14 protein-coding genes, 20 tRNA genes, 1 rRNA gene and 1 riboswitch are annotated in these 22597 nt (G+C 39.5%); of the genes, 33 read left to right on the top strand and 2 right to left on the bottom strand.

The window, feature by feature from the left end:
- Positions 1 to 41: 41 nt before the first annotated feature.
- The 26 genes from rrf (at position 42) to U9R83_RS24415 (ending at position 10241) form a co-directional block, all read left to right on the top strand.
- Positions 42 to 157 (top strand): 5S ribosomal RNA (gene rrf / locus U9R83_RS24540).
- Between the two features lie 9 nt (positions 158 to 166).
- Positions 167 to 242 (top strand) — tRNA-Val (locus U9R83_RS24535).
- Between the two features lie 26 nt (positions 243 to 268).
- Positions 269 to 344 (top strand) — tRNA-Thr (locus tag U9R83_RS24530).
- Positions 345 to 351: 7 nt separating this feature from the next.
- Positions 352 to 427 (top strand) — tRNA-Lys (locus U9R83_RS24525).
- A 13-nt stretch (positions 428 to 440) separates the two neighbouring features.
- A tRNA-Leu gene (locus U9R83_RS24520) sits at positions 441 to 522 on the top strand.
- 23 nt (positions 523 to 545) lie between these two features.
- Positions 546 to 620, top strand: a tRNA-Gly gene (locus tag U9R83_RS24515).
- Positions 621 to 634: 14 nt separating this feature from the next.
- Positions 635 to 723: transfer RNA gene (locus tag U9R83_RS24510), tRNA-Leu, on the top strand.
- Between the two features lie 9 nt (positions 724 to 732).
- Positions 733 to 809: transfer RNA gene (locus U9R83_RS24505), tRNA-Arg, on the top strand.
- A gap of 4 nt (positions 810 to 813) precedes the next feature.
- Positions 814 to 890: transfer RNA gene (locus U9R83_RS24500), tRNA-Pro, on the top strand.
- Positions 891 to 895: 5 nt separating this feature from the next.
- A tRNA-Ala gene (locus U9R83_RS24495) sits at positions 896 to 971 on the top strand.
- Between the two features lie 30 nt (positions 972 to 1001).
- Positions 1002 to 1078: transfer RNA gene (locus U9R83_RS24490), tRNA-Met, on the top strand.
- 27 nt (positions 1079 to 1105) lie between these two features.
- A tRNA-Ser gene (locus U9R83_RS24485) sits at positions 1106 to 1198 on the top strand.
- Positions 1199 to 1223: 25 nt separating this feature from the next.
- A tRNA-Met gene (locus U9R83_RS24480) sits at positions 1224 to 1300 on the top strand.
- A 4-nt stretch (positions 1301 to 1304) separates the two neighbouring features.
- Positions 1305 to 1380: transfer RNA gene (locus U9R83_RS24475), tRNA-Asp, on the top strand.
- Between the two features lie 8 nt (positions 1381 to 1388).
- Positions 1389 to 1464: transfer RNA gene (locus U9R83_RS24470), tRNA-Phe, on the top strand.
- Between the two features lie 10 nt (positions 1465 to 1474).
- A tRNA-His gene (locus U9R83_RS24465) sits at positions 1475 to 1550 on the top strand.
- A gap of 11 nt (positions 1551 to 1561) precedes the next feature.
- Positions 1562 to 1635 (top strand) — tRNA-Gly (locus U9R83_RS24460).
- 6 nt (positions 1636 to 1641) lie between these two features.
- Positions 1642 to 1718, top strand: a tRNA-Ile gene (locus U9R83_RS24455).
- Positions 1719 to 1721: 3 nt separating this feature from the next.
- Positions 1722 to 1796: transfer RNA gene (locus U9R83_RS24450), tRNA-Asn, on the top strand.
- Between the two features lie 3 nt (positions 1797 to 1799).
- Positions 1800 to 1890, top strand: a tRNA-Ser gene (locus tag U9R83_RS24445).
- Between the two features lie 20 nt (positions 1891 to 1910).
- Positions 1911 to 1982: transfer RNA gene (locus tag U9R83_RS24440), tRNA-Glu, on the top strand.
- A 295-nt stretch (positions 1983 to 2277) separates the two neighbouring features.
- Positions 2278 to 4239 (top strand): 1,4-alpha-glucan branching protein GlgB, encoded by a 1962-nt coding sequence (glgB, locus tag U9R83_RS24435; RefSeq protein ID WP_328575445.1) that lies wholly within the window; start codon positions 2278 to 2280, stop codon positions 4237 to 4239.
- On the top strand, positions 4190 to 5341 hold the full coding sequence (locus tag U9R83_RS24430; protein ID WP_016765788.1) for a glucose-1-phosphate adenylyltransferase: 1152 nt from the start codon (positions 4190 to 4192) through the stop codon (positions 5339 to 5341). Before glgB ends, U9R83_RS24430 begins: the two co-directional genes overlap by 50 nt.
- Positions 5342 to 5363: 22 nt before the next feature.
- The gene (locus U9R83_RS24425) at positions 5364 to 6389 is read left to right on the top strand and encodes a glucose-1-phosphate adenylyltransferase family protein (RefSeq protein WP_115655015.1); all 1026 of its coding nucleotides are present in this window, start codon (positions 5364 to 5366) and stop codon (positions 6387 to 6389) included.
- Positions 6386 to 7816 carry a glycogen synthase GlgA gene (glgA, locus tag U9R83_RS24420; protein WP_033579578.1) on the top strand — a complete coding sequence of 477 codons (1431 nt, stop codon included), beginning with the start codon at positions 6386 to 6388 and terminating at the stop codon, positions 7814 to 7816. Before U9R83_RS24425 ends, glgA begins: the two co-directional genes overlap by 4 nt.
- Before the next feature lie 13 nt (positions 7817 to 7829).
- Positions 7830 to 10241, top strand: a complete 2412-nt coding sequence (locus U9R83_RS24415) for a glycogen/starch/alpha-glucan phosphorylase (RefSeq protein ID WP_042991844.1) — start codon at positions 7830 to 7832, stop codon at positions 10239 to 10241.
- Positions 10242 to 10279: 38 nt separating this feature from the next.
- On the opposite strand, the gene U9R83_RS24410 is transcribed toward U9R83_RS24415, so the two are convergent.
- Positions 10280 to 11077, bottom strand: a complete 798-nt coding sequence (locus U9R83_RS24410; RefSeq protein WP_013059569.1) for a TIGR00266 family protein — start codon at positions 11075 to 11077, stop codon at positions 10280 to 10282.
- A 93-nt stretch (positions 11078 to 11170) separates the two neighbouring features.
- Positions 11171 to 11923 (bottom strand): TraR/DksA C4-type zinc finger protein, encoded by a 753-nt coding sequence (locus U9R83_RS24405; RefSeq protein WP_014457940.1) that lies wholly within the window; start codon positions 11921 to 11923, stop codon positions 11171 to 11173.
- Positions 11924 to 12275: 352 nt separating this feature from the next.
- Here U9R83_RS24405 and U9R83_RS24400 point away from each other — a divergent pair, with 352 nt between their 5' ends.
- The 7 genes from U9R83_RS24400 to U9R83_RS24370 all read left to right on the top strand — a co-directional run bounded on the left by U9R83_RS24400 (position 12276) and on the right by U9R83_RS24370 (position 22581).
- Entirely contained in the window at positions 12276 to 13697 is a 1422-nt protein-coding gene (locus U9R83_RS24400) for an isochorismate synthase (protein ID WP_098333432.1), read from the top strand.
- Positions 13684 to 15438 (top strand): 2-succinyl-5-enolpyruvyl-6-hydroxy-3-cyclohexene-1-carboxylic-acid synthase, encoded by a 1755-nt coding sequence (menD, locus tag U9R83_RS24395; protein WP_014457942.1) that lies wholly within the window; start codon positions 13684 to 13686, stop codon positions 15436 to 15438. The genes U9R83_RS24400 and menD overlap by 14 nt, the downstream gene beginning before the upstream one ends.
- Before the next feature lie 3 nt (positions 15439 to 15441).
- A complete protein-coding gene (gene menH / locus U9R83_RS24390) occupies positions 15442 to 16251 on the top strand; it encodes a 2-succinyl-6-hydroxy-2,4-cyclohexadiene-1-carboxylate synthase (RefSeq protein WP_226554852.1) in 810 nt (269 codons plus the stop codon).
- Positions 16252 to 16267: 16 nt separating this feature from the next.
- Positions 16268 to 17086, top strand: a complete 819-nt coding sequence (menB, locus tag U9R83_RS24385; protein ID WP_013059564.1) for a 1,4-dihydroxy-2-naphthoyl-CoA synthase — start codon at positions 16268 to 16270, stop codon at positions 17084 to 17086.
- A gap of 82 nt (positions 17087 to 17168) precedes the next feature.
- Positions 17169 to 18632, top strand: coding sequence for an o-succinylbenzoate--CoA ligase (locus U9R83_RS24380; RefSeq protein WP_014457944.1), 1464 nt, complete (start codon positions 17169 to 17171; stop codon positions 18630 to 18632).
- Between the two features lie 3 nt (positions 18633 to 18635).
- The gene (gene menC / locus U9R83_RS24375) at positions 18636 to 19739 is read left to right on the top strand and encodes an o-succinylbenzoate synthase (protein ID WP_014457945.1); all 1104 of its coding nucleotides are present in this window, start codon (positions 18636 to 18638) and stop codon (positions 19737 to 19739) included.
- A gap of 278 nt (positions 19740 to 20017) precedes the next feature.
- Positions 20018 to 20203, top strand: a riboswitch (cobalamin riboswitch).
- A 134-nt stretch (positions 20204 to 20337) separates the two neighbouring features.
- On the top strand, positions 20338 to 22581 hold the full coding sequence (locus U9R83_RS24370; protein ID WP_115655009.1) for a ribonucleoside-diphosphate reductase subunit alpha: 2244 nt from the start codon (positions 20338 to 20340) through the stop codon (positions 22579 to 22581).
- Positions 22582 to 22597 lie beyond the last annotated feature (16 nt).

Here is a 22597-nt window from a genome sequence, read left to right as displayed (position 1 = left end):
AAGTATTGCTTTCTTTATGAAATAGTGTATAATGTAATATGTCTGGTGGCGATAGCGAAGAGGTCACACCCGTTCCCATACCGAACACGGAAGTTAAGCTCTTTAGCGCCAATGGTAGTTGGGACTTTGTCCCTGTGAGAGTAGGACGTTGCCAGGCTTATATATCGGAGGATTAGCTCAGCTGGGAGAGCACCTGCCTTACAAGCAGGGGGTCGGCGGTTCGATCCCGTCATCCTCCACCATCGACTATTTAAGTCAGAGATTGCACGCCGGTGTAGCTCAATTGGTAGAGCAACTGACTTGTAATCAGTAGGTTGGGGGTTCAAGTCCTCTTGCCGGCACCATTTTTTCGAGCCATTAGCTCAGTTGGTAGAGCATCTGACTTTTAATCAGAGGGTCGAAGGTTCGAGTCCTTCATGGCTCACCATTTATATTCACACGCGGGTGTGGCGGAATTGGCAGACGCGCTAGACTTAGGATCTAGTGTCTTACGACGTGGGGGTTCAAGTCCCTTCACCCGCATCTTTCATTAATTTCATATATGCGCGGAAGTAGTTCAGTGGTAGAACACCACCTTGCCAAGGTGGGGGTCGCGAGTTCGAACCTCGTCTTCCGCTCCACATATATAAGTCCTGCCGGGGTGGTGGAATTGGCAGACACACAGGACTTAAAATCCTGCGGTAGGTGACTACCGTGCCGGTTCAAGTCCGGCCCTCGGCACCATTTTAATAAGCGCCCGTAGCTCAATTGGATAGAGCGTTTGACTACGGATCAAAAGGTTAGGGGTTCGACTCCTCTCGGGCGCGCCATAAACGGGAAGTAGCTCAGCTTGGTAGAGCACTTGGTTTGGGACCAAGGGGTCGCAGGTTCGAATCCTGTCTTCCCGACCATTTATGGGGCCTTAGCTCAGCTGGGAGAGCGCCTGCCTTGCACGCAGGAGGTCAGCGGTTCGATCCCGCTAGGCTCCACCAATTAAATTAAATAATTGTAACGAATAATATGGCGGTGTAGCTCAGCTGGCTAGAGCGTACGGTTCATACCCGTGAGGTCGTGGGTTCGACTCCCTCCGCCGCTACCATATAAGTTACATTTGTTATAAATATACGGAGGAATACCCAAGTCCGGCTGAAGGGATCGGTCTTGAAAACCGACAGGGGTGTTAAAGCCCGCGGGGGTTCGAATCCCTCTTCCTCCGCCATTTATTTATATCATATTCATATCATCGCGGGGTGGAGCAGTTCGGTAGCTCGTCGGGCTCATAACCCGAAGGTCGCAGGTTCAAATCCTGTCCCCGCAACCAAAGTGGTCCCGTGGTGTAGCGGTTAACATGCCTGCCTGTCACGCAGGAGATCGCGGGTTCGATTCCCGTCGGGACCGCCATTTTGTTTGGCTCGGTAGCTCAGTTGGTAGAGCAAAGGACTGAAAATCCTTGTGTCGGCGGTTCGATTCCGTCCCGAGCCACCATTTTAAGACGGCGATTGTGGCGAAGTGGTTAACGCACCGGATTGTGGTTCCGGCATTCGTGGGTTCGATTCCCATCAGTCGCCCCATCTTAAGTAACGCGGGTGTAGTTTAGTGGTAAAACCTCAGCCTTCCAAGCTGATGTCGTGAGTTCGATTCTCATCACCCGCTCCAAATAATGGGCCTATAGCTCAGCTGGTTAGAGCGCACGCCTGATAAGCGTGAGGTCGGTGGTTCGAGTCCACTTAGGCCCACCATATTCCACAGTAGCTCAGTGGTAGAGCTATCGGCTGTTAACCGATCGGTCGTAGGTTCGAGTCCTACCTGTGGAGCCATACGGAGAAGTACTCAAGTGGCTGAAGAGGCGCCCCTGCTAAGGGTGTAGGTCGTGTAAGCGGCGCGAGGGTTCAAATCCCTCCTTCTCCGCCAGTCGTTTTAAATTTAAATATGGCCCGTTGGTCAAGCGGTTAAGACACCGCCCTTTCACGGCGGTAACACGGGTTCGAATCCCGTACGGGTCATCTTAAAAAGGTTTGCATATATTGCAAACCTTTTTTTATTTGCGCTTTTTTAAAGATTAAGTAAACAGAAATAATAGTTAGGAATAATTACCATGAATTTTCAGAATAAAAAGTAAGTTTCAAGCAGGATTTTCCCTATATCATATGGAATTATTCATAAAGTAATAAAGTATGAAGAGCATGGAATAAAGAGTAATTTTAAAGAACATTTATTCTATTATATTTGCAGAAAAGGTTTATGTTTTTACTATAAAAGGGAATGAGTGGTAAGAAGCGTATATTATGTGCGTATATCATGTTTGAAGTTAAAGGGGTGGCAAAAGTGAATCTAGCGGTTCAGCCTACTGAATTTGATGTTCATTTGTATCACGAAGGAAACTTATTTCGCAGTTACTCTATTTTCGGTGCGCATCAGGTAACGGTAGAAGGAATTGAAGGCGTACGATTTTGCGTGTGGGCACCTCATGCAAAGGGTGTAAGCGTTGTAGGTGATTTTAATAAATGGAACGGTTTTCAACATTCAATGGTTAAAGTTAATGAAGAAGGTATTTGGATGACATTTATCCCTGAATTAGAACAAGGGACTATTTATAAATATGAAATCATCACACAAAGCAATCAAAAAAAATTAAAAGCAGATCCATACGCTTTCTTCAGTGAAGTGCGTCCAAACACTGCTTCTATTGTTTACTCATTGGATGGGTACAAATGGAACGACCAATATTGGCGTAGAAAGAAAAAACAGCAAAATATATATGAAAGACCACTGTGTATTTACGAGCTGCATGCAGGGTCTTGGAGGACTCATGAAGATGGCAGCCTTTATACATACAGTGAATTAGCACAGGAGCTTATTCCTTATATTGCTGAACAAGGTTTTACACATATTGAGTTATTACCAGTCATTGAGCATCCGCTCGACCGATCCTGGGGATATCAAGGAACTGGATACTATTCTGCTACCAGTCGATATGGTACACCTAAAGAGTTGATGAACTTTATAGATGAGTGTCATCAAAATAATATAGGCGTTCTTTTAGACTGGGTACCCGGGCATTTTTGTAAGGATGAACATGGTCTGTATATGTTTGATGGAGAACCTACTTATGAATACAAAAAAGAACCCGACCGTGAAAACTATGTTTGGGGAACAGTTAATTTCGATTTAGGCAAGCCTGAAGTACAAAGTTTTCTCATTTCGAACGCTTTGTTTTGGTTGGAGTACTTCCACATAGATGGATTTCGAGTAGATGCTGTAGCTAATATGCTTTATTGGCAAAATTCTTCTGGAAAAGCAGTAAATGATGGAGCTGTCAGCTTCTTAAAAAAATTGAATGAAGCTGTTTTTAAATCTGATGAAACGATATTAATGATGGCAGAAGATTCAACGGATTGGCCCCTTGTTACAGCACCTACGTATGAGGGCGGTTTAGGCTTTAATTATAAGTGGAACATGGGATGGATGAATGACGTTTTAACGTACATGGAAGCTGGCGTGGAAAGACGTCCCTATCTTCACGATAAAATGACCTTTTCACTAATGTATGCGTTTAACGAAAACTTTATTTTGCCGCTTTCTCATGATGAAGTCGTACATGGGAAAAAATCATTGCTTAATAAGATGCCAGGTGATTACTGGCGCAAGTTTGCACAGCTTCGACTGCTATATGGATATTTCTTTGCACACCCTGGAAAAAAGCTTTTATTTATGGGCGGAGAGTTTGGCCAATTTGATGAGTGGAAAGATTTAGAAGAGTTAGACTGGATGCTTTATGACTTTGACATGCATCGCAATCTTAACGGATATATGAAGGATCTCATCAAGATTTATAAAAGAAGCAAGCCTTTATACGAATTAGACCATAATCCAGATGGATTTGAATGGATTGATGTTAACAATCATCATCAACAAATTTTCTCCTTTATTCGCAAGTCGAAAGAAAATCAGGAGATTTTTATAGTTGTTAGCAATTTTTCTGAGCATCCATATCATTCTTACAAAGTTGGAGTTCCAGTTGAGACAGAGTACATTGAAGTTATTAACAGTGATGACGAAGTGTACGGCGGTTCAGGCATTGTAAATAAAAAGGCATTAAAATCAGTGGATGAATCGTTTCACGGCCAACCTTTTTGCATTGAAATGAATATTCCGCCGTTTGGCATTAGTATACTACGAGCAAAGAGAAAACGAGGGGAGAGAAAACAACATGTTAAAAAAGAAATGCGTAGCGATGTTATTGGCAGGAGGAAAAGGTAGTCGGCTAAGTTCGCTTACAAAAAATCTAGCAAAGCCAGCTGTACCATTTGGTGGTAAGTATCGAATTATTGATTTTGCTTTAAGTAATTGTACAAATTCAGGTATTGAAACAGTAGGTGTATTAACACAATATCAACCGCTAGTTCTCAATTCATACATTGGAATTGGAAGCGCTTGGGATTTGGATCGACGGAATGGTGGTGTCACAGTATTGCCTCCATACGCGGAGTCAGATGGAGTAAAGTGGTATAAAGGTACAGCTAGTGCTATTTATGAAAATTTAAATTATTTGACACAATATGATCCTGAGTACGTACTGATTCTATCAGGTGATCACATTTATAAAATGAACTATGAAAATATGCTTGATTATCATATAAACAAAGAAGCAGACGTAACGATTTCTGTTATTGAAGTACCTTGGGAAGAAGCGAGCCGTTTTGGTATTTTAAATACAAATAGTGACCTAGACGTAATGGAGTTCGATGAAAAGCCACAGCGTCCTAAAAATAATCTAGCTTCTATGGGAATTTATATTTTTAAATGGAGTATTTTAAAAGAATATTTAGAAATGGATGCACGAAATCCATACTCAAGCCATGATTTTGGTAAAGATGTTATTCCACTTTTACTAGATGAAAAGAAAAAGCTAATTGCATACCCATTCCAAGGTTATTGGAAAGATGTAGGAACTGTAAAAAGCTTGTGGGAAGCGAATATGGATTTGTTATGTGATAAAGACGAGCTTAATTTATTTGACTCTTCATGGAAAGTATACTCTGTTAACCCTAATCAGCCTCCTCAATATATCGCGCCAAACGCCTGCGTGGTGGAGTCATTAGTAAATGAAGGGTGCGTTGTCGAAGGAAACGTAGAGCAGTCCGTGTTATTTCCAGGTGTACAAATCGGCTCAGGTTCTGAGGTTAAGAAAACGGTTGTCATGCCTACTGCAAAGATAGGCTCTAACGTATATATTGAAAACGCAATTGTTCCATCGGATATTGAAGTTCCAGACGGTACTATTATTCGACCGACCAAAGGAAGCGAAGAAGTAATTCTTGTTACTCAAGAATTGATTGAATCAGTTGCTAAATGCATTTAACGAACAGAGAGGATGAACGACATTGAATAATCAAATGCTTGGTATTATTGATGCTTGTACAAACACAACAGCGCTGCAGCCTTTAACTTTTTATAGATCGATTGCTGCCATTCCTTTTGCAGGGCGCTATCGATTAATCGATTTTACGCTTTCTAATATGGTGAACTCTGGAATTTCGAGCGTTGCCATTTTTCCTCGTGATCGCTATCGCGCATTGATGGATCATATAGGTTCAGGAAAAGAATGGGATTTGGACCGGAAGCGAGATGGATTGTTTATCTTCCCTCCTATGACAAGTGATTTACACTTAGAAAGTCCATCACTATTCACGCAGTTCCGTTATCATATTGATTATTTTTTAAGAAGTAAGCAGGAATACGTATTAATTGCTAATAGTTATACGGTATGTACAGTTGACTTTGAGCACGCACTGCAGCGTCATATTGCTTCAAATGCAGATATTACTGAAATGACGCAGGGCGATAAATCGCTTAATATGTATATTATTAATAAATCTATTCTAGTTAATATTTTGCAAAATGAATCGCATGATTTTTATACGATTAAAGAAATGGTTCGATATATGGCACAATCTCATCGTGTAGAAAAGTATGAGCACCATGGATATACGGCTGAGATTTCTAGCTTAGATGCCTACTATAAAACAAGTATGGAAATTTTATCTCCAGATGTTTGGAAGCAGCTATTCATCAACGAACGTCCTGTTTTCACTAAAGTAAAAGATGAACCGCCTACTCGTTACGCAAAGAAAGCGGTTGTGAAAAACTCAATGATCGCAAACGGGTGTGTGATTGAAGGACATGTGGAAAATAGTATTATCTTCCGAGGCGTTAAAATTGGAAAAGGTACGGTCGTTAAGAATAGCATTGTGATGCAAAAAGGCGTTATTTTAGAAAATAGTGTATTAGAAAATGTTGTTTTAGACAAAGATGTGAAAATAGGAAGTAATGAAACGTTGCTAGGTGAGTCTGAACTACCTAGAGTCATTGCTAAAGGAACAACTCAAGGAGCGTTGATGAAGTCGTGAATGTATTATTTGCTGTATCAGAATGTGTCCCTTTTATTAAAACAGGAGGGTTGGCAGACGTAGCTGGTGCTCTGCCTAAAGAATTAAAAAAGTTAGGAACGAACGTATGTGTAGTCATGCCAAAGTATGGAACAATTCCTCAACATTATCAAGACGAAATGGTGCTTGAAAAAGTGATTCATGTGCAGGTTGGATGGAGAAGACAATACTGCGGAATTGAATCGTTAACAATGGATGGCGTTAAATATATTTTCATTGATAATGAATATTATTTTAAAAGAGATAGCTTATATGGGCACTACGATGATGCTGAACGATTCGCTTTTTTCAGCAGAGCCGTGCTTGAAGCTATCCCATTTTTAGAGAATGAGCCTGATATTATTCATTGTCATGACTGGCATACGGCTATGATTCCATTTTTACTTCGTGCTAATTATGATATGTACGATCATATTCAAACGGTCTTTACGATTCATAACTTGCAATTCCAAGGAATTTTCCCTAAGAGCAATTTATATGAGTTATTAAATTTAAATGATTATTATTTTACTACAAGCCAGCTCGAGTTTTATGGGAATATTAATTTTATGAAAGCGGCTCTTGTATCAGCTGATAAAATTACCACGGTAAGTCCTACATATCGAGATGAAATTCAAATGCCATATTACGGAGAAAGTTTAGATGGATTATTGCGTCAGCGAAATCAAGATTTAATTGGGATTGTAAATGGAATCGATGAAGAAGCTTATAGCCCAGACGCAGATCAGCTTATATCTTATCCTTATTCGGTAGAAGAGATTGAAGGAAAATATAAAAATAAAAAAGAGCTCCAGCGCTATCTTGAATTAGAAGAAAATAAGGATGTTCCAATTATTTCGATGGTTACAAGGTTAACTCAGCAAAAGGGATTAGATTTAGTTAAGCACGTTTTCCATGAGACGGTTAACTTAGGAGCCCAAATTGTTATTTTAGGAACTGGCGAACACGAGTTTGAGCAGTTTTTCCGTGAGATGGAAGATACGTACCCGCAACAAGTGAAAGCCATTATTGGTTTTAATGAGGAACTTGCTCATAAAGTTTACGCCGGTACGGATTTATTTTTAATGCCTTCCCGTTTTGAGCCTTGCGGACTCGGACAATTAATAGCTTTAAAATATGGAACCATTCCAGTCGTGCGTGAAACGGGCGGCCTGAATGATACGGTCAAAGCTTATAATGAATATAGCGGAGAGGGAAATGGCTTCTCTTTTAAGAATTATAATGCTCATGACATGCTTCATACGTTAGAAAGAGCTGTTTCATTTTATCACCAGAAAGATGTATGGAAAAAATTAATGATGGATGCTATGAGTCAGGATTATAGCTGGGGGCAATCGGCATTTAAATATAATCAATTGTATTCAAATTTGACATCTACTCCATCGTGAAAGGGTGAGCAGATTGTTCTCTGATAAAAAAAGCTTTCAAGAGGCTTTTTTAAAAAAGCTGGAAATGACATATGGAAAGAGCTTTAAAGAATCTACTGTTCAAGATCACTATCATACATTAGGAAATATGGTGCGAGAGTATATTAGCAGCGATTGGATTTCAACCAATGAAATTCATAGGTCTTCACATACAAAGCAAGTGTATTATCTTTCTATCGAATTTTTATTAGGCAGACTATTGGGTCAAAATCTGTTGAACTTAGGAATTCGGGAAGTTGTAAAAGAAGGATTAAGTGATCTGAATATTTCACTTGAAAATATTGAGGAAATAGAAGTAGACGCAGGATTAGGAAACGGCGGATTAGGCAGGCTGGCTGCTTGTTTTTTAGATTCTCTTGCTTCACTTAATCTTCCTGGCCATGGTTATGGGATTCGCTATAAACACGGTTTGTTTGATCAAAAGATTGTAAACGGCTTTCAAATTGAGCTCCCAGAACAGTGGTTAAGGCATGGGAATTCATGGGAGGTACGCAAATTAGATCAAGCTATCGAAGTGAATTTTTGGGGCGAAGTTGAAATGGTACAGGAAGACGGGAAATTTTCTTTTCGTCATGTAAAAGGAGAACCGGTCTCTGCTGTTCCTTATGACATCCCGGTTATCGGGTATAAAACAGATACAGTGAATACACTTCGCCTTTGGAATGCGGAGCCTTCATCATTTCCAGTACATAAAGATGTGATGGAGTATAAGCGTCAAACAGAGGCTGTATCAGAATTTTTATATCCGGATGATACACATGAAGATGGTAAAATATTAAGATTGAAACAGCAATATTTTCTTGTGTCAGCTAGCTTACAAAGTATTATCAGAGCACATCGAAATACCTATCAAACACTTACAAACTTTCACGAAAAAGTAGCCATTCATATTAACGATACGCATCCTGTACTTGCGATTCCTGAGCTAATGAGAATTTTACTGGATGAAGAAAAAATGGAATGGGAAGATGCATGGCATATTACGTCCAATACTATATCATACACAAATCATACGACTCTTTCTGAAGCCCTTGAGAAATGGCCGATTGACTTATTTCAGCCCTTGCTTCCACGCGTTTATATGATTATTGAAGAAATTAATGAACGCTTTTGTAAAGAATTATGGGAAGTATATCCAGGAGACTGGCAGCGGATTGAAAATATGGCTATTTTAGCGCACGGGTTAGTAAAGATGGCTCATTTAGCAATTGTGGGAAGTTATAAAGTAAACGGCGTTGCAAAGATTCATACTGATATTTTAAAAGAACGAGAAATGAAAGATTTTTATCAGTTTTATCCTGCTAAATTTAACAATAAAACGAATGGGATTACCCACCGGCGCTGGTTGTTAAAAGCTAACCCGCAGCTTTCCTCTCTTATTACCGAGGTGATAGGAGATAAATGGATTAAACAGCCGCATTCTCTTATAAAGCTCCAAGAGTATGTGGAAGATCCAAGCTTTTTACAAGGACTAAAAACAGTAAAACAACAGCGTAAAAAGCTGCTTGCGGATATTGTTCAAGAGCAAACGGGAATTAAAATAGATTCACATTCTATTTTTGATGTACAGGTTAAAAGGCTTCATGCTTATAAAAGACAGCTTTTAAATGTGCTGCACATTATGTATTTGTACAATCGATTAAAAGAAGACCCTAATTTTCAAATCGTTCCTCGTACATTTATTTTTGGTGCGAAAGCTTCTCCCGGTTATTATTATGCAAAAAAAGTCATCAAGCTAATTAATTCTGTAGCTGATGTTGTCAATCATGATCCACAAACATCACCGTTTTTAAAAGTCGTTTTTTTAGAAAACTACCGGGTGTCACTTGCTGAGTATATCTTTCCTGCAGCGGATGTCAGTGAGCAGATTTCAACCGCCAGCAAGGAAGCTTCGGGAACGGGAAATATGAAATTCATGATGAACGGAGCGTTAACTCTTGGCACGCTGGACGGAGCGAACGTCGAAATTAGCGAGGCAGTAGGAAAAGATAATGTCTTTATTTTTGGATTAAAAGCCGAAGAAGTGTTGAGCTATCAGCAAAATGGGGGATACCGTGCCTATGATTATTACCATCATGATAAGCGGATTCGACAAGTGCTCGAGCAGCTTACAAACGGCTTCCTACCAGACACATATGACTTATTCGAGCCTATATATGATTCATTATTAATGCAAAATGATGAATACTATGTACTCCGTGACTTTGACTCATACGTTACGGCACAGCAAAAAGTAAACGAAGCTTATAGAAATGAAAATAAATGGCTTCAAATGAGTGCGACGAACATTGCACATTCCGGCTTTTTTTCTAGTGATCGAACGATTGAGGAATATGCATCTGATATTTGGGGAATTCACTCCACTAAAAATTTATTAAATCAATAAATAGAAAAGGTGTAGTCAAAGACTACACCTTTTTTATTTTATCTGTTGTCACCGTTTAAGAAATCACCTAAAGAACCAAGGATACTGCCTTCACCTTTACCTCCCGTTGGCGAAACTGCACTTGATAAAACGCGATCGGCTAGTCGGCTAAAAGGAAGAGATTGAATCCAAACTGTTCCTGGTCCTGACAGAGTAGCAAAAAACATGCCTTCTCCTCCAAACAGAGCTGTTTTAATTTTCCCTACATATTCGATGTTGTAGTTTACATCACGGGTCATGGCCACTAAACATCCAGTATCCACGCGAAGGCGTTCACCCGGCTGCAGCTGTCTTTTATGAATGGTCCCGCCTGCATGCAAAAATGCGAGGCCATTACCTTCTAATTTTTGCATAATAAAACCTTCACCGCCAAAGAAGCCCGTTCCTAGTTTTTTTTGAAAATCAATGCCAACGGATACGCCTTTGGCAGCGCATAAAAAGGAGCTCTTTTGACAAATGATTTTATGATCGAGCTGTTCTAAATCGACAGGAATAATCTTGCCTGGAAAAGGTGAAGCGAAAGATACTTTTCGTTTGTGATAGCCGTTATTTGTATATACCGTCATAAATAAACTTTCACCAGTTAATACGCGTTTCCCAGCTCCTTTTAGTTTATTAAAAAGCCCGCTGCTGTTGGAGGAAGAACCGTCACCAAAAATGGTTTCCATCTCAATATCATCTTCCATCATCATCATTCCTCCAGCTTCTGCTATAACACTTTCTGAAGGATCTAATTCAATTTCAACAAACTGCATGTCATCTCCATACAATTTGTAATCAATTTCATGTGCATTCATCATTTTCACCTCATTATAATTCTAATCTCCTATTCATTCGATGTCATCTCCTATAGCTCCTACTAAAAATAGAAAAAAGAGTAGTATGAAGAACTACTCCTTTTCAGTGTATGGATCTTTCTCATAGGCCGGTAAATCTCCAAATATGGTCATCGTACCTTCTTCATCCAGTGCATTTTCATATCGCTCATGCTCTTTTGAAGGGTAAATAGGAAGAGGCTGTCCATATAAATCGGTAGCAGCAAAGTTTTCATAATCTTCAACGTACCCGATAGCTTCATCTGCCTCAATATAGGTTTCACTATAGTTAGCCGTATCTTCTATAAAATCAGAAGGAGATTCAGACGTCCCGTAACGCGCAACGTCTTGCCAAGAATCTTCTGCGTCATATCCTGTCGTTTCGGTATCGTCATAGTCGTATTGGCCAAATGGGTGATGGAGAACATTTTCTTCTACAGGTCTGTGCTTTGGAATATCCTGTGATGGGCTATGTTCTCTACAGTATAAAGTAGTTGGTACAGCCTGAAGTCGTTCAAACGAGATATCTGCTCCACATGCTTTGCATGTTCCATACGTGCTGTGAGCGATTGCCTGAAGTGCTTCTTCTATTTCATGTAGCTCTTGTTTTGCATGTTCATTTAGTGCAATGTCTTTTTCACGCTCATATGTTTCCGTGGCTGTGTCACCAGGGTGGTTATCGTAGCTTGAAAGTTCTCCTACAGCATCGTGAGCGTCGCTTCGAGTTAGACCAAAATGATCATTTTGGTCAAAGTGCGATTGAATATCAGCCTGCTGCTGCTGTAAATTTTGTTTTAACTGACTGATTTCTTCTTTTGAAAGTGTCATGAAGCTCCCCCTTAAAAATTTATTGTGCTTTTGTAGTATGTGTTAAAAATTCAAAAAAACACGATTCATATTAGGAGTATTTGGGGTATTCATGAAGCTAAGAGAGAAAAGGAGTGGAAAATTAAAGAAAGTTAAAGGTTATAGAAAAGGGTATGATAAAAATAACGTTCTCGAGGTCTAAGGAGTACTAAATAGATCATAAAGATTTTTGATTCATTTAATGAAAAGGCATAATTTAGATAAGCGAAATTAATTTTTTTCTCGTGAATCGCGATGCTAGATTTTTTTGAACTGAAAGTTTATAATAAGTTAGTTACAGACTTAAGAAAAAAGATGAACGGGGGGACGTAGTGTGATTGCAACGACCGAACAGTTAGTACAAGAATACATTAAAGATGCGATTGAGTGTGCAAAAAATGAAAATCAGCCAAAATTGGTCAGTTTAGTGAAAAAAGTAAGACCTATTGACCCCCTTATTTTTTATGCGAACGGACATGACCAGTTTTATAAAGAACGCTTTTTTTGGAAAGATCCCAACAGTTATTATACATTTGTTGGATTAGGATATGCGCATACTATTTGCACCAATGCGGCAAAAGAACGTTATTTCCACATTGAAAATGAATGGAAGCGCTTTATAAAAGAAGACTTTTATAAAAATAACCAAATTTTCCCGGATGGGACAGGTCCTCTTTTATTTGGAGGATTTTCATTTGACCCAAATCAGTATCGAGAAAACTATTGGAGTGATTTCCCAAGTTCAAAATTTATGATTCCAACTGTGTTATATACTCAGGTAGACAAAGAAGGATACCTTACCGTTAATATGATGGTTAAAGGACAAGATTCTGTTAAAAAGCACATCAATTATTTCGAAGAGGTCCAAAAACTTGTTCTTTGTGAAGAGTACGACGGGGAATCTCATATTTCACCTTTGCTGTTGGAAAAAGAGGAAATTGGGGTAGAGAAATTTAAAGGAAATATTGAAAGAGCTACTACTTTAATTAAGCAACAGGCCATAGAGAAAGTGGTTCTTGCTCGTCAATTAAAAGTAAAATTTAATGAAGATATTTCTACTGAATACGTGCTTCAGCGTCTGTTAAAGGAACAGCCAACTAGCTACACATATATTTTAGAGGGAGAGCATCAGCATTTTATCGGCGCTTCCCCAGAAAGGCTAGTACAAAAACAAGGAGATTATGTGTTTTCCACATGTTTAGCGGGTTCGATTCCAAGAGGAAAGACAAGGCAGGAAGATCACGAACTAGGTGAGGAATTGCTTCAAGATCCTAAGAACTTAATTGAGCACGATGTTGTTGTTCATATGATTAAAGAAGCGATGAATTCTTATTGTTATGAAGTAGAAATTCCGAGTAAGCCAAGTTTATATAAAACAAAGCATATTCAACATTTGTATACACCTGTGAAAGGGCGTATAAAGGAAGATGTGACGCTATTTTCATTTATTCAAAAGCTCCATCCAACACCAGCGCTAGGAGGATATCCTCAACAGGAGGCCTTGCCTATTATTCGAAAGCTAGAATCCTTTGACCGAGGGTGGTATGCAGCTCCTTTAGGGTGGATGGATATCAATGGAAACGGTGAATTTATAGTAGGAATCCGCTCGGCTGTTATTCAGCAAAAAGAAGCTGTTTTATTTGCGGGCTGTGGAATTGTAGCAGATTCTACGCCTGAAAGTGAATATGAAGAAACAAGAATTAAATTCAACCCGATGCTTTCAGCTTTAGGAGGGATTATGCGTGGAACACATTAAATCGTTAACAACGTATATTGCGTCATTCGTGGATGAATTAGTAGAAGCAAATGTTGAAGAAGTAGTGGTCAGTCCAGGGTCACGTTCAACGCCTATTGCGATGCTTATGGCTGAGCATCCTGATATTCATGTGCACTTAAATATTGATGAACGTTCCGCCGGCTTTTTTGCGCTAGGAATAGCAAAAGCAAAGAAAAAACCAGTGGCGCTTGTATGTACATCTGGAACAGCTGCAGCAAATTATTATCCTGCAGTAATTGAAGCTCACTACTCACGCATTCCTTTAGTAGTTATCACAGCGGATCGGCCGCATGAGTTAAGGGATATAGGTGCCCCGCAGGCAATTAATCAGAATCATCTTTTCGGTCAATATGCGAAGTGGTTTGTAGATACAGCTTTACCAGAAGAAAGTGCAGATATGAATCGTTATATTCGAACAGTAGCTTCAAGGGCTGTTCATACAGCTCAAGCTATACCGAGCGGTCCTGTACACATTAACGTACCTTTACGTGAACCGATTGTACCAGATTTGTCTATTGAAGATTTATGGAGTCAGGGAAAACGCGGTAAATCATATGTGGCTGCTATCCATGGAGAAGCATCTCTATCTGAAAAAGGATTCGAAGAAATTGCGAAGCGCTTAGAGGGAACAACAAAAGGACTTATTATATGCGGAGATCAAATGTCTTTAAAAGCAGTAAACAGCGTATGCCGTTTAGCTGAATCTTTAAGCTTTCCGGTGCTCGCAGATCCGTTATCGCAATTAAGAAGCGGCAAGCATCCAAAAGAAAATGTAATAGAGACATATGATACATTTTTAAAAAGTGATAAGGTTGATGAGCGTTTTCACCCGGAAGTTGTCATTCGTTTTGGCGCGATGCCGGTATCGAAACCGCTATTGCAATTTTTAAAAGCACACGAGCCGAAAGAAATGTTTGTAGTTGACCAAGGTAAAGGCTGGAGAGATCCTACTTTACGTTCAACAGTGATGATTGAAGCCGATGAAACATTATTTTGTGAAGAACTGATCAAGCGCCTTTCAGCGAATCAAGAGGAGTCTACTTCATGGCTTAGTCTGTGGAAAAAGATTAATCATCAAACTGCACAGGCTCTGAGAACATTAACTTCTGGCCAGGAATGGTTCGAAGGACAAGTAGTTCAAGAAATTGTGGATGTAGTACCTGAAGGCACGGCTTTGTTTGCTGGAAATTCAATGCCTGTTCGAGATATTGATTCTTTCTTCTTAAATACGGAAAAAGATATTCCACTCTTTGTAAACCGAGGAGCAAATGGAATTGATGGTGTGGTTTCGTCTGCTCTAGGCGTAAGCACGGCTTACGATCACACCGTTTTATTTATTGGTGACCTATCGTTTTATCACGATTTAAATGGTCTGCTGGCAGCTAAGATGCATAATTTAAATTTAACCGTTGTGCTAGTTAACAATGACGGCGGAGGAATTTTTTCATTTTTACCGCAGTCAAAACAAGAAAAGCACTTTGAATTTTTATTCGGTACGCCAACTGGATTAAATTTTGAGCATGCCACTCGTCTGTATGATGGCACATTTTCTTCAGCAAGCAGCTGGGAAGAATTTCGACATGCAATGAACCATGCTTTCACAAAAGGCGGGTTACATGTTGTAGAGATTCGTACAACTCGTACAGAAAATGTAGAGACTCATCGCAGTTTGTGGAAACTTGTTTCCGAGGAAATAAATTTGTCAAACGGTGAGGAATAGGCAATGATGTATCAATTAAATGGTGTATCTTACTATGTGCACATCGAGGGAAAAGGAGAGCCGCTGCTGCTTCTTCACGGCTTTACCGGTTCTTCTCAAACCTGGCGTACCTTTATGAAGAAATTTGTTAAAGACTATCAGGTGATTGCAGTTGATATTATTGGTCATGGCCAATCAGCAGCTCGGAAAGAAATCAAACCATATTCGATGGAAGCAGTTGTTGAAGCACTGCATGAGCTGCTTCAACAGCTATCTCTATCACAGGTGAATGTAATTGGATATTCGATGGGAGGAAGGCTTGCTCTTTCATTTGCTCAGCGATATCCACACCTTGTGAAAAAGTTGGTATTAGAAAGCGCATCGCCTGGTTTAAAAACGCGAGAAGAACAAAAGCTAAGAAAAGAAAAAGATGAGCAGCTGGCGAGCCGCATTATGAAAAATGGAATTGAAGAATTTGTGAACTTTTGGGAGGACATCCCTCTTTTTAGTTCTCAAAAGCAATTGCCTAGCCATGTTCAAGAAGCGGTGCGTAAAGAAAGACTTTCGCATACAGAAATCGGCCTTTCCAACAGTTTGAAAGGAATGGGAACAGGAGTCCAGCCGTCCCTTTGGGAGAAGCTGGACGATCTGTTGATGCCGGTTTTGCTTATTACAGGAGAAGTAGATCAAAAGTTTTGTTTAATTTCCAAAGAAATGCAAACATTAATACCAAATGCTACTTCTAAAATTATTTTAGGGACAGGCCATGCAATTCACGTGGAACAACCCGAGATTTTTGGTAGAATAGTAAGTGAGTTCTTAGCTACTACATAATTAGGAGGAAATAAAGATGACAGTTGAATGGACATCAGCACGTCAGTATGAAGACATTTTATACGAAACATATAACGGAATCGCTAAAATTACGATTAACCGTCCGGAAGTGCACAATGCATTCCGTCCAAAAACAGTAATGGAATTGATCGATGCATTTGCTTATGCTCGTGACGATGCAAGCATTGGAGTAATTGTATTAGCAGGTGCTGGAGATAAAGCATTTTGCTCAGGCGGAGACCAAAAAGTTCGCGGCCACGGCGGCTATGTAGGAGAAGATGAAATTCCACGTCTAAACGTTCTGGATTTACAGCGTTTAATTCGCGTAATTCCAAAGCCGGTTGTTGCGATGGTATCAGGCTATGCAATTGGTGGAGGCCACGTTCTTCACGTTGTATGTGACTTAACAATTGCAGCGGATAACGCAGTCTTTGGACAAACAGGACCTAAAGTTGGAAGCTTCGATGCAGGATATGGCTCTGGTTACTTAGCTCGCATCGTAGGTCATAAGAAAGCGCGTGAGATCTGGTTCTTATGCCGTCAGTACAATGCTCAAGAAGCACTAGACATGGGATTAGTAAACACGGTCGTTCCACTAGAGCAGCTTGAAGCTGAAACAATTCAATGGTGTGAAGAGATGTTAGAAAAAAGTCCAACGGCTCTTCGTTTCTTAAAAGCAGCATTTAACGCTGATACGGACGGCTTAGCTGGTATCCAGCAATTTGCGGGTGACGCAACGCTTCTTTATTACACAACGGACGAGGCAAAAGAAGGTCGCGATGCATTTAAGGAAAAACGCAATCCAGACTTCCAACAGTTCCCACGTTTCCCTTAAACAGCTGAAACAGCTTGGTGATTATCATCAGGCTGTTTTTTCAATTTGATTTAGTTAATTAGTATAAAAAGGAGAGAAATTTATGAGTGGCCAAACGATTCCTAATGGGCTTATGCAAAGAGCATATTTGACGCCAAATCGAGTGGCGGTAGAAACACCGCAAACGTCGCTTACTTTTCAAGAGCTTCATAAACGTGTTCAAAAAGTAGCGCAGCAGCTTTCGTTTAACGGTGTAAAGCAAGGTGATACCATTGCTTTATGCATGAAAAATAGCGTGGAGTTTATTGAGATTTTACATGCGGTTTCTTATATTGGCGCTCGGGTACTGCTCGTCAATACGCGTTTGACAAATGACGAAATCAATTATCAGCTAACAGATGCAAACGTGTCGTTGCTTGTTACGGATGAAGCATTTTTGACGAGAGAGTTCCAAAGTTCCATTACTCAGCTTCTTTCATCTTCTTTAAAAAGTTCTCCAGAAACAGAAACGTATTTTCAGAAAACGTGGAATCTCGAGGAGACGTTCACCATTATGTATACGTCTGGAACAACAGGTAATCCAAAAGGAGTGCTGCAGACATATGGAAATCATTGGTGGAGTTCCGTTGGTTCAGCGCTTAATTTAGGATTAAATGAAAAAGACTGCTGGCTTATAGCGGTTCCTTTATTTCATATTAGCGGCTTATCCATTTTAATGCGAAGCGTCTTTTACGGAATGAAAATCATTTTAGAAGAACGATTTGAAGCAAGAGCGGTGAATGAAGCAATTGAAAACAAAGGAGTAACAATTATTTCGGTTGTCACTTCCATGCTGTCGAATATGCTGGATGAATTAGCTGAACGTAAATATCCAAATACATTTCGCTGTATGCTTTTAGGAGGGGGACCCGCACCGCTTACTATTTTAGAGGCTTGTGTGAATAAAGAAATTCCTGTTTATCAAACGTATGGAATGACAGAAACATCTTCACAGTTCGTTACGCTTTCACCTGAAGACAGTTTGCGAAAACTTGGCTCAGCAGGTAAACCATTATTTCCGTGTGAGATGAAAATTGTAGATGAGAATGGAAATGAAACACGGGAAGCAGGAGAGATCATCGTTAAAGGTCCAAATGTTACAAAAGGATATTTAAATAAACCTGAGGCTACTAAAAAAGCAATTCAACAAGGTTGGTTCTATACAGGAGATGTTGGGAAAGTGGATGAAGAAGGATTTCTATATGTATTAGACAGACGTTCGGACCTTATTATTTCAGGTGGGGAAAATGTATATCCAGCTGAAATTGAAAATGTTTTGTTGAAGCATCCCGCTGTTAAAGAGGCCGGTGTAACGGGAGTAGCTGATGAAAAATGGGGACAAGTGCCAGCTGCATGTATTGTTGTAAACGAGAACGTTTCAGATGAAGAATTATCTTTACACATTCAACAATTTTTAGCAAAGTACAAACTTCCAAAGTATTTCGTTCGAGTAGAGGAGCTGCCGCGAACGGCTTCTAATAAAATCATACGCCGGAAGCTATCATCGTTCATACAGAAAGGAAGCTAATCGATGATTATAAAAAAAGTACATCTTTATAAAATTGACATGAAGCTTCTTTCTCCTTTTTCAACAAGCTATGGTACAGTGCAGGATCGAGAATTGATTTTGCTTGAAGTAGAAGATGAAAAAGGATTTACAGGGTGGGGAGAAGTCGTTGCTTTTTCATCTCCTTGGTATACGGAAGAAACGATTCAGACATGTTTTCATATGTTAGAGGATTTTTTAATTCCTTCGCTTCTTCATCAGCAGCTTCAAAAACCAGAGGATGTTCAAAAGTTATTCAAACCTCTAAAGCGGAACAACATGGCTAAAGCAGCTTTGGACTGTGCTGTATGGGATTTGTATGCAAAGCGGCAAAATAAGCCGTTAGCTGAAGTAATTGGCGGAGTAAGGCCTGCTGTAGAAGCTGGCGTGGTAGTTGGCTTAAATGATATTTCCATCATGAAAGAACAAATAAAGACGTACATGAAAGATGGTTATAAGCGCTTTAAAGTGAAAATTAAGCCGGGTGCCGACTATGAGCTACTGAAACAAATTCGAGATGAATTTCCAAGCATTCCTCTTATGGCTGATGCCAATTCAGCCTATACGTTAAGCGATAGTGATTCATTGAAGAAACTAGATGAATTGAATTTAATGATGATTGAACAGCCGTTAAGTTCTGATGATATCCTTGATCATCGATTGTTACAAAAGCAAATGAAGACGCCGATTTGCTTAGATGAAAGTATTGTGAGCTATGAAGATGCACGTCATGCAATCGAACAAAAAAGCTGCAAGATTATCAATGTGAAAATCGGTCGAGTTGGCGGACTGTCCGTAGCAAAGCAAATTCATGATTTATGCGCCCAGCACGGTGTAAGGCTTTGGGTTGGAGGAATGTTAGAAGCCGGGATTTCACGAGCTCATAACATTGCCCTTGCCACACTGCCTTCTTTCACGATACCAGGTGACATTTCTGCGTCGTCTCGCTATTGGGAAAAAGATATTATTAAGCCCGAAGTAGAGGTAGAAGCCGGAGTAATAAAGGTGAAGGAAAAACCGGGGATAGGATACGATATTGATAAAAAGTTTATCAAAACAATCACAGCATTTGAAAAAGAATACAAATAAGTAAAAACCGTTTTTTATGAAAAACGGTTTTTTTATTGAGGTTGTCAATGTTTAGTAGAAAAATAAGACAAATTTTTTAAAAAGAGCACATTGTTCCATCAAGCGTGTCAAAACATGTTATGATGGAATAGTTTGATGAAAAAAGTCGAAGGATTTTATCGTAAAAAACAAAATTATTTTTGAAAATAGGTTGATAGTTTTCTGAGTTGTCCTATATAATGTGTTTATAACATAACACAATATGTTGTTTTGAAATTGATAATAAAATACTATATTTTGTGTTTTCCAGTGAAAAAGGTGTCTGATAAAAAGACTTAAAAGGGAATTTGGTGAAAATCCAAAGCTGTCCCCGCAACTGTGAATGCTGATGAAATAAGGAGATCCACTGTGATTAAACATCATGGGAAGGCCTTAAAGTAAAAAGAAGCATAAGTCAGGAGACCTGCCTTTTTTATGTCGTTTTATCTTCTTCGGGAGGTGAGAGGGTAGAGCGAGGATTGAGAAAAGACTTAGTGTCTTCTTCTATCTTCGTTCTATTCGCTCACCGAGGTACGGTGAGCGATTTTTTTATTTTGAAGTGAAGAGAGGAGCCATCTTTATGGTGAATACATTAAAGCCTACAATTCTACATGAATTAACTGCATATATTGAACGTTTAAAAAAAGAATTTACGCAGCTTGATTTTTCTTTGTATGAGGAAAAGGTTATTCAAACTGTTACAGTAAAGGAAAATATGACGGACGAAAAGGTTGCAAACGTCCTAATTTTAGCAGCCTTAGAGCGTATTTCAATGGAAGAACCAGATTGGACGTACGTAGCGGCAGACGTCTACTTAAACGAACTATATCGAAAAGCAGCGGACAACCGAGGTTACGATAAAAAAGAGAAGTACGGTTCGTTTTATCAGCTTATTCAAGAACTAACAAAAATTGGCATTTATAATAAACAGCTATTAAAAACATATACAGAAGAAGAAATTAATGAAATTGCCTCAGTCATTATTCCTGAACGCGATCGTTTATTTACATACATTGGATTGCTGACATTAGCAGATCGCTATTTAGCGACATCACATGATAAGCGCGTATACGAATTACCGCAAGAACGTTTTCTTATCATTGCTATGACGCTGATGTCTCAAGAAAAGAAAGAAAATCGAACAGCATTAGTAAAAGAAGCGTACTGGGCGCTTTCTAGTCTATATATGACGGTTGCCACACCAACACTTTCAAACGCAGGAAAGAGCTATGGACAGCTATCTAGCTGCTTTATTGATACGATTGATGACAGCTTACGCGGTATTTATGATAGCAATACAGATTTGGCCACGCTTAGTAAAAATGGAGGCGGAATTGGTGTCTACCTCGGTCATATTAGAAGCCGAGGAAGTGATATAAAAGGTTTTAAAGGCGTATCATCAGGAACAATTCCATGGATGAAACAGCTAAATAATACGGCTGTAAGTGTCGATCAGCTAGGTCAACGACAAGGAGCTATTGCCGTATATTTAGACGTATGGCATAAAGACATCTTTTCATTCTTAGACGCGCGTTTGAACAATGGTGACGAACGTCAGCGCACGCATGATTTATTCACTGGCGTATGTTTGCCAGATTTGTTTATGGAAAAAGTAGAAGCACGTGAAGACTGGCACTTATTCGATCCTCACGAAGTTCGTACGCTGATGGGCTACTCGTTAGAAGATTTTTATGATGAAGAAGAAGGCAGCGGTTCGTTCCGCACTCGTTACGCTGAGTGTGTAAATAATGAACAGCTTTCAAGAGAAACAGTACCTGCTATTGAAATTTTCAAGCGCATTATGCTTTCGCAGCTTGAAACTGGAACGCCTTATATGTTCTATCGTGATACGGTTAACAGAGCTAATCAAAACCGCCACGAGGGCATGATCTACTGCAGCAACTTATGTACAGAAATTACGCAAAATCAAAGCACAACGGTCGTAACGGAGGAAATTACGGAAGACGGAAAAATTATTATTACAAAGAATCCGGGCGATTTTGTTGTATGTAATCTTTCTTCTATTAACTTAGCGAGAGCCGTAACTGAAGATGTGCTTGAACGTTTAATTCCAATTCAAGTACGCATGCTTGATAACGTTATTGAGTTAAATGATTTGCCGGTACTTCAAGCAAAACTAACAAACCAAAAATACCGCGCAGTAGGGCTTGGGACATTTGGTTGGAACCACTTGCTTGCCTTAAAGAAAATAGCATGGGAAACAGATGAAGCGGTAGCATATTGCGATGAATTGTATGAGCAAATTGCTTACTTAACCGTACAGGCAAGCATGAACTTAGCTAAAGAAAAAGGCGCATATCCATTATTTAAAGGCTCAGATTTTGAGTCAGGCGCTTATTTTGAAACACGTAAATACACAAGCGAAGCGTGGAGTGAACTGCGTAACGAAGTTCAAAACAATGGGATAAGAAATGGATACTTAATGGCTGTAGCACCTAATTCATCAACATCTATTATCGCGGGTTCTACTGCGAGTATTGATCCGATTTTCCGTAAGTTTTATTCAGAGGAAAAGAAAAACTATAAAATCCCGGTGACGGCACCAGATTTATCACCAGCAACAAACTGGTATTATAAGTCCGTTTATTTAATTGATCAGCACTGGAGCATTAAGCAAAACGCCAAGCGCCAGCGCCATATTGATCAATCCATTTCATTCAACTTATATGTGCAAAATGATATCCGAGCAAAAGAGCTGCTGGATCTTCATATGACGGCATGGAAAGAAAAGTTAAAAACGACCTACTACGTACGTTCAACATCAAGTGAAGTCATTGAAGAATGTGAAAGCTGTCATAGTTAAAAGGAGTGAATAATTG

The organism is Priestia sp. LL-8 (genome assembly GCF_036227845.1).
Taxonomy (GTDB): Bacteria; Bacillota; Bacilli; order Bacillales; family Bacillaceae_H; genus Priestia; species Priestia zanthoxyli.
The sequence above is the reverse complement of the archived record's forward strand: the minus strand, read 5'-3'. Positions and strand labels throughout refer to the sequence as shown.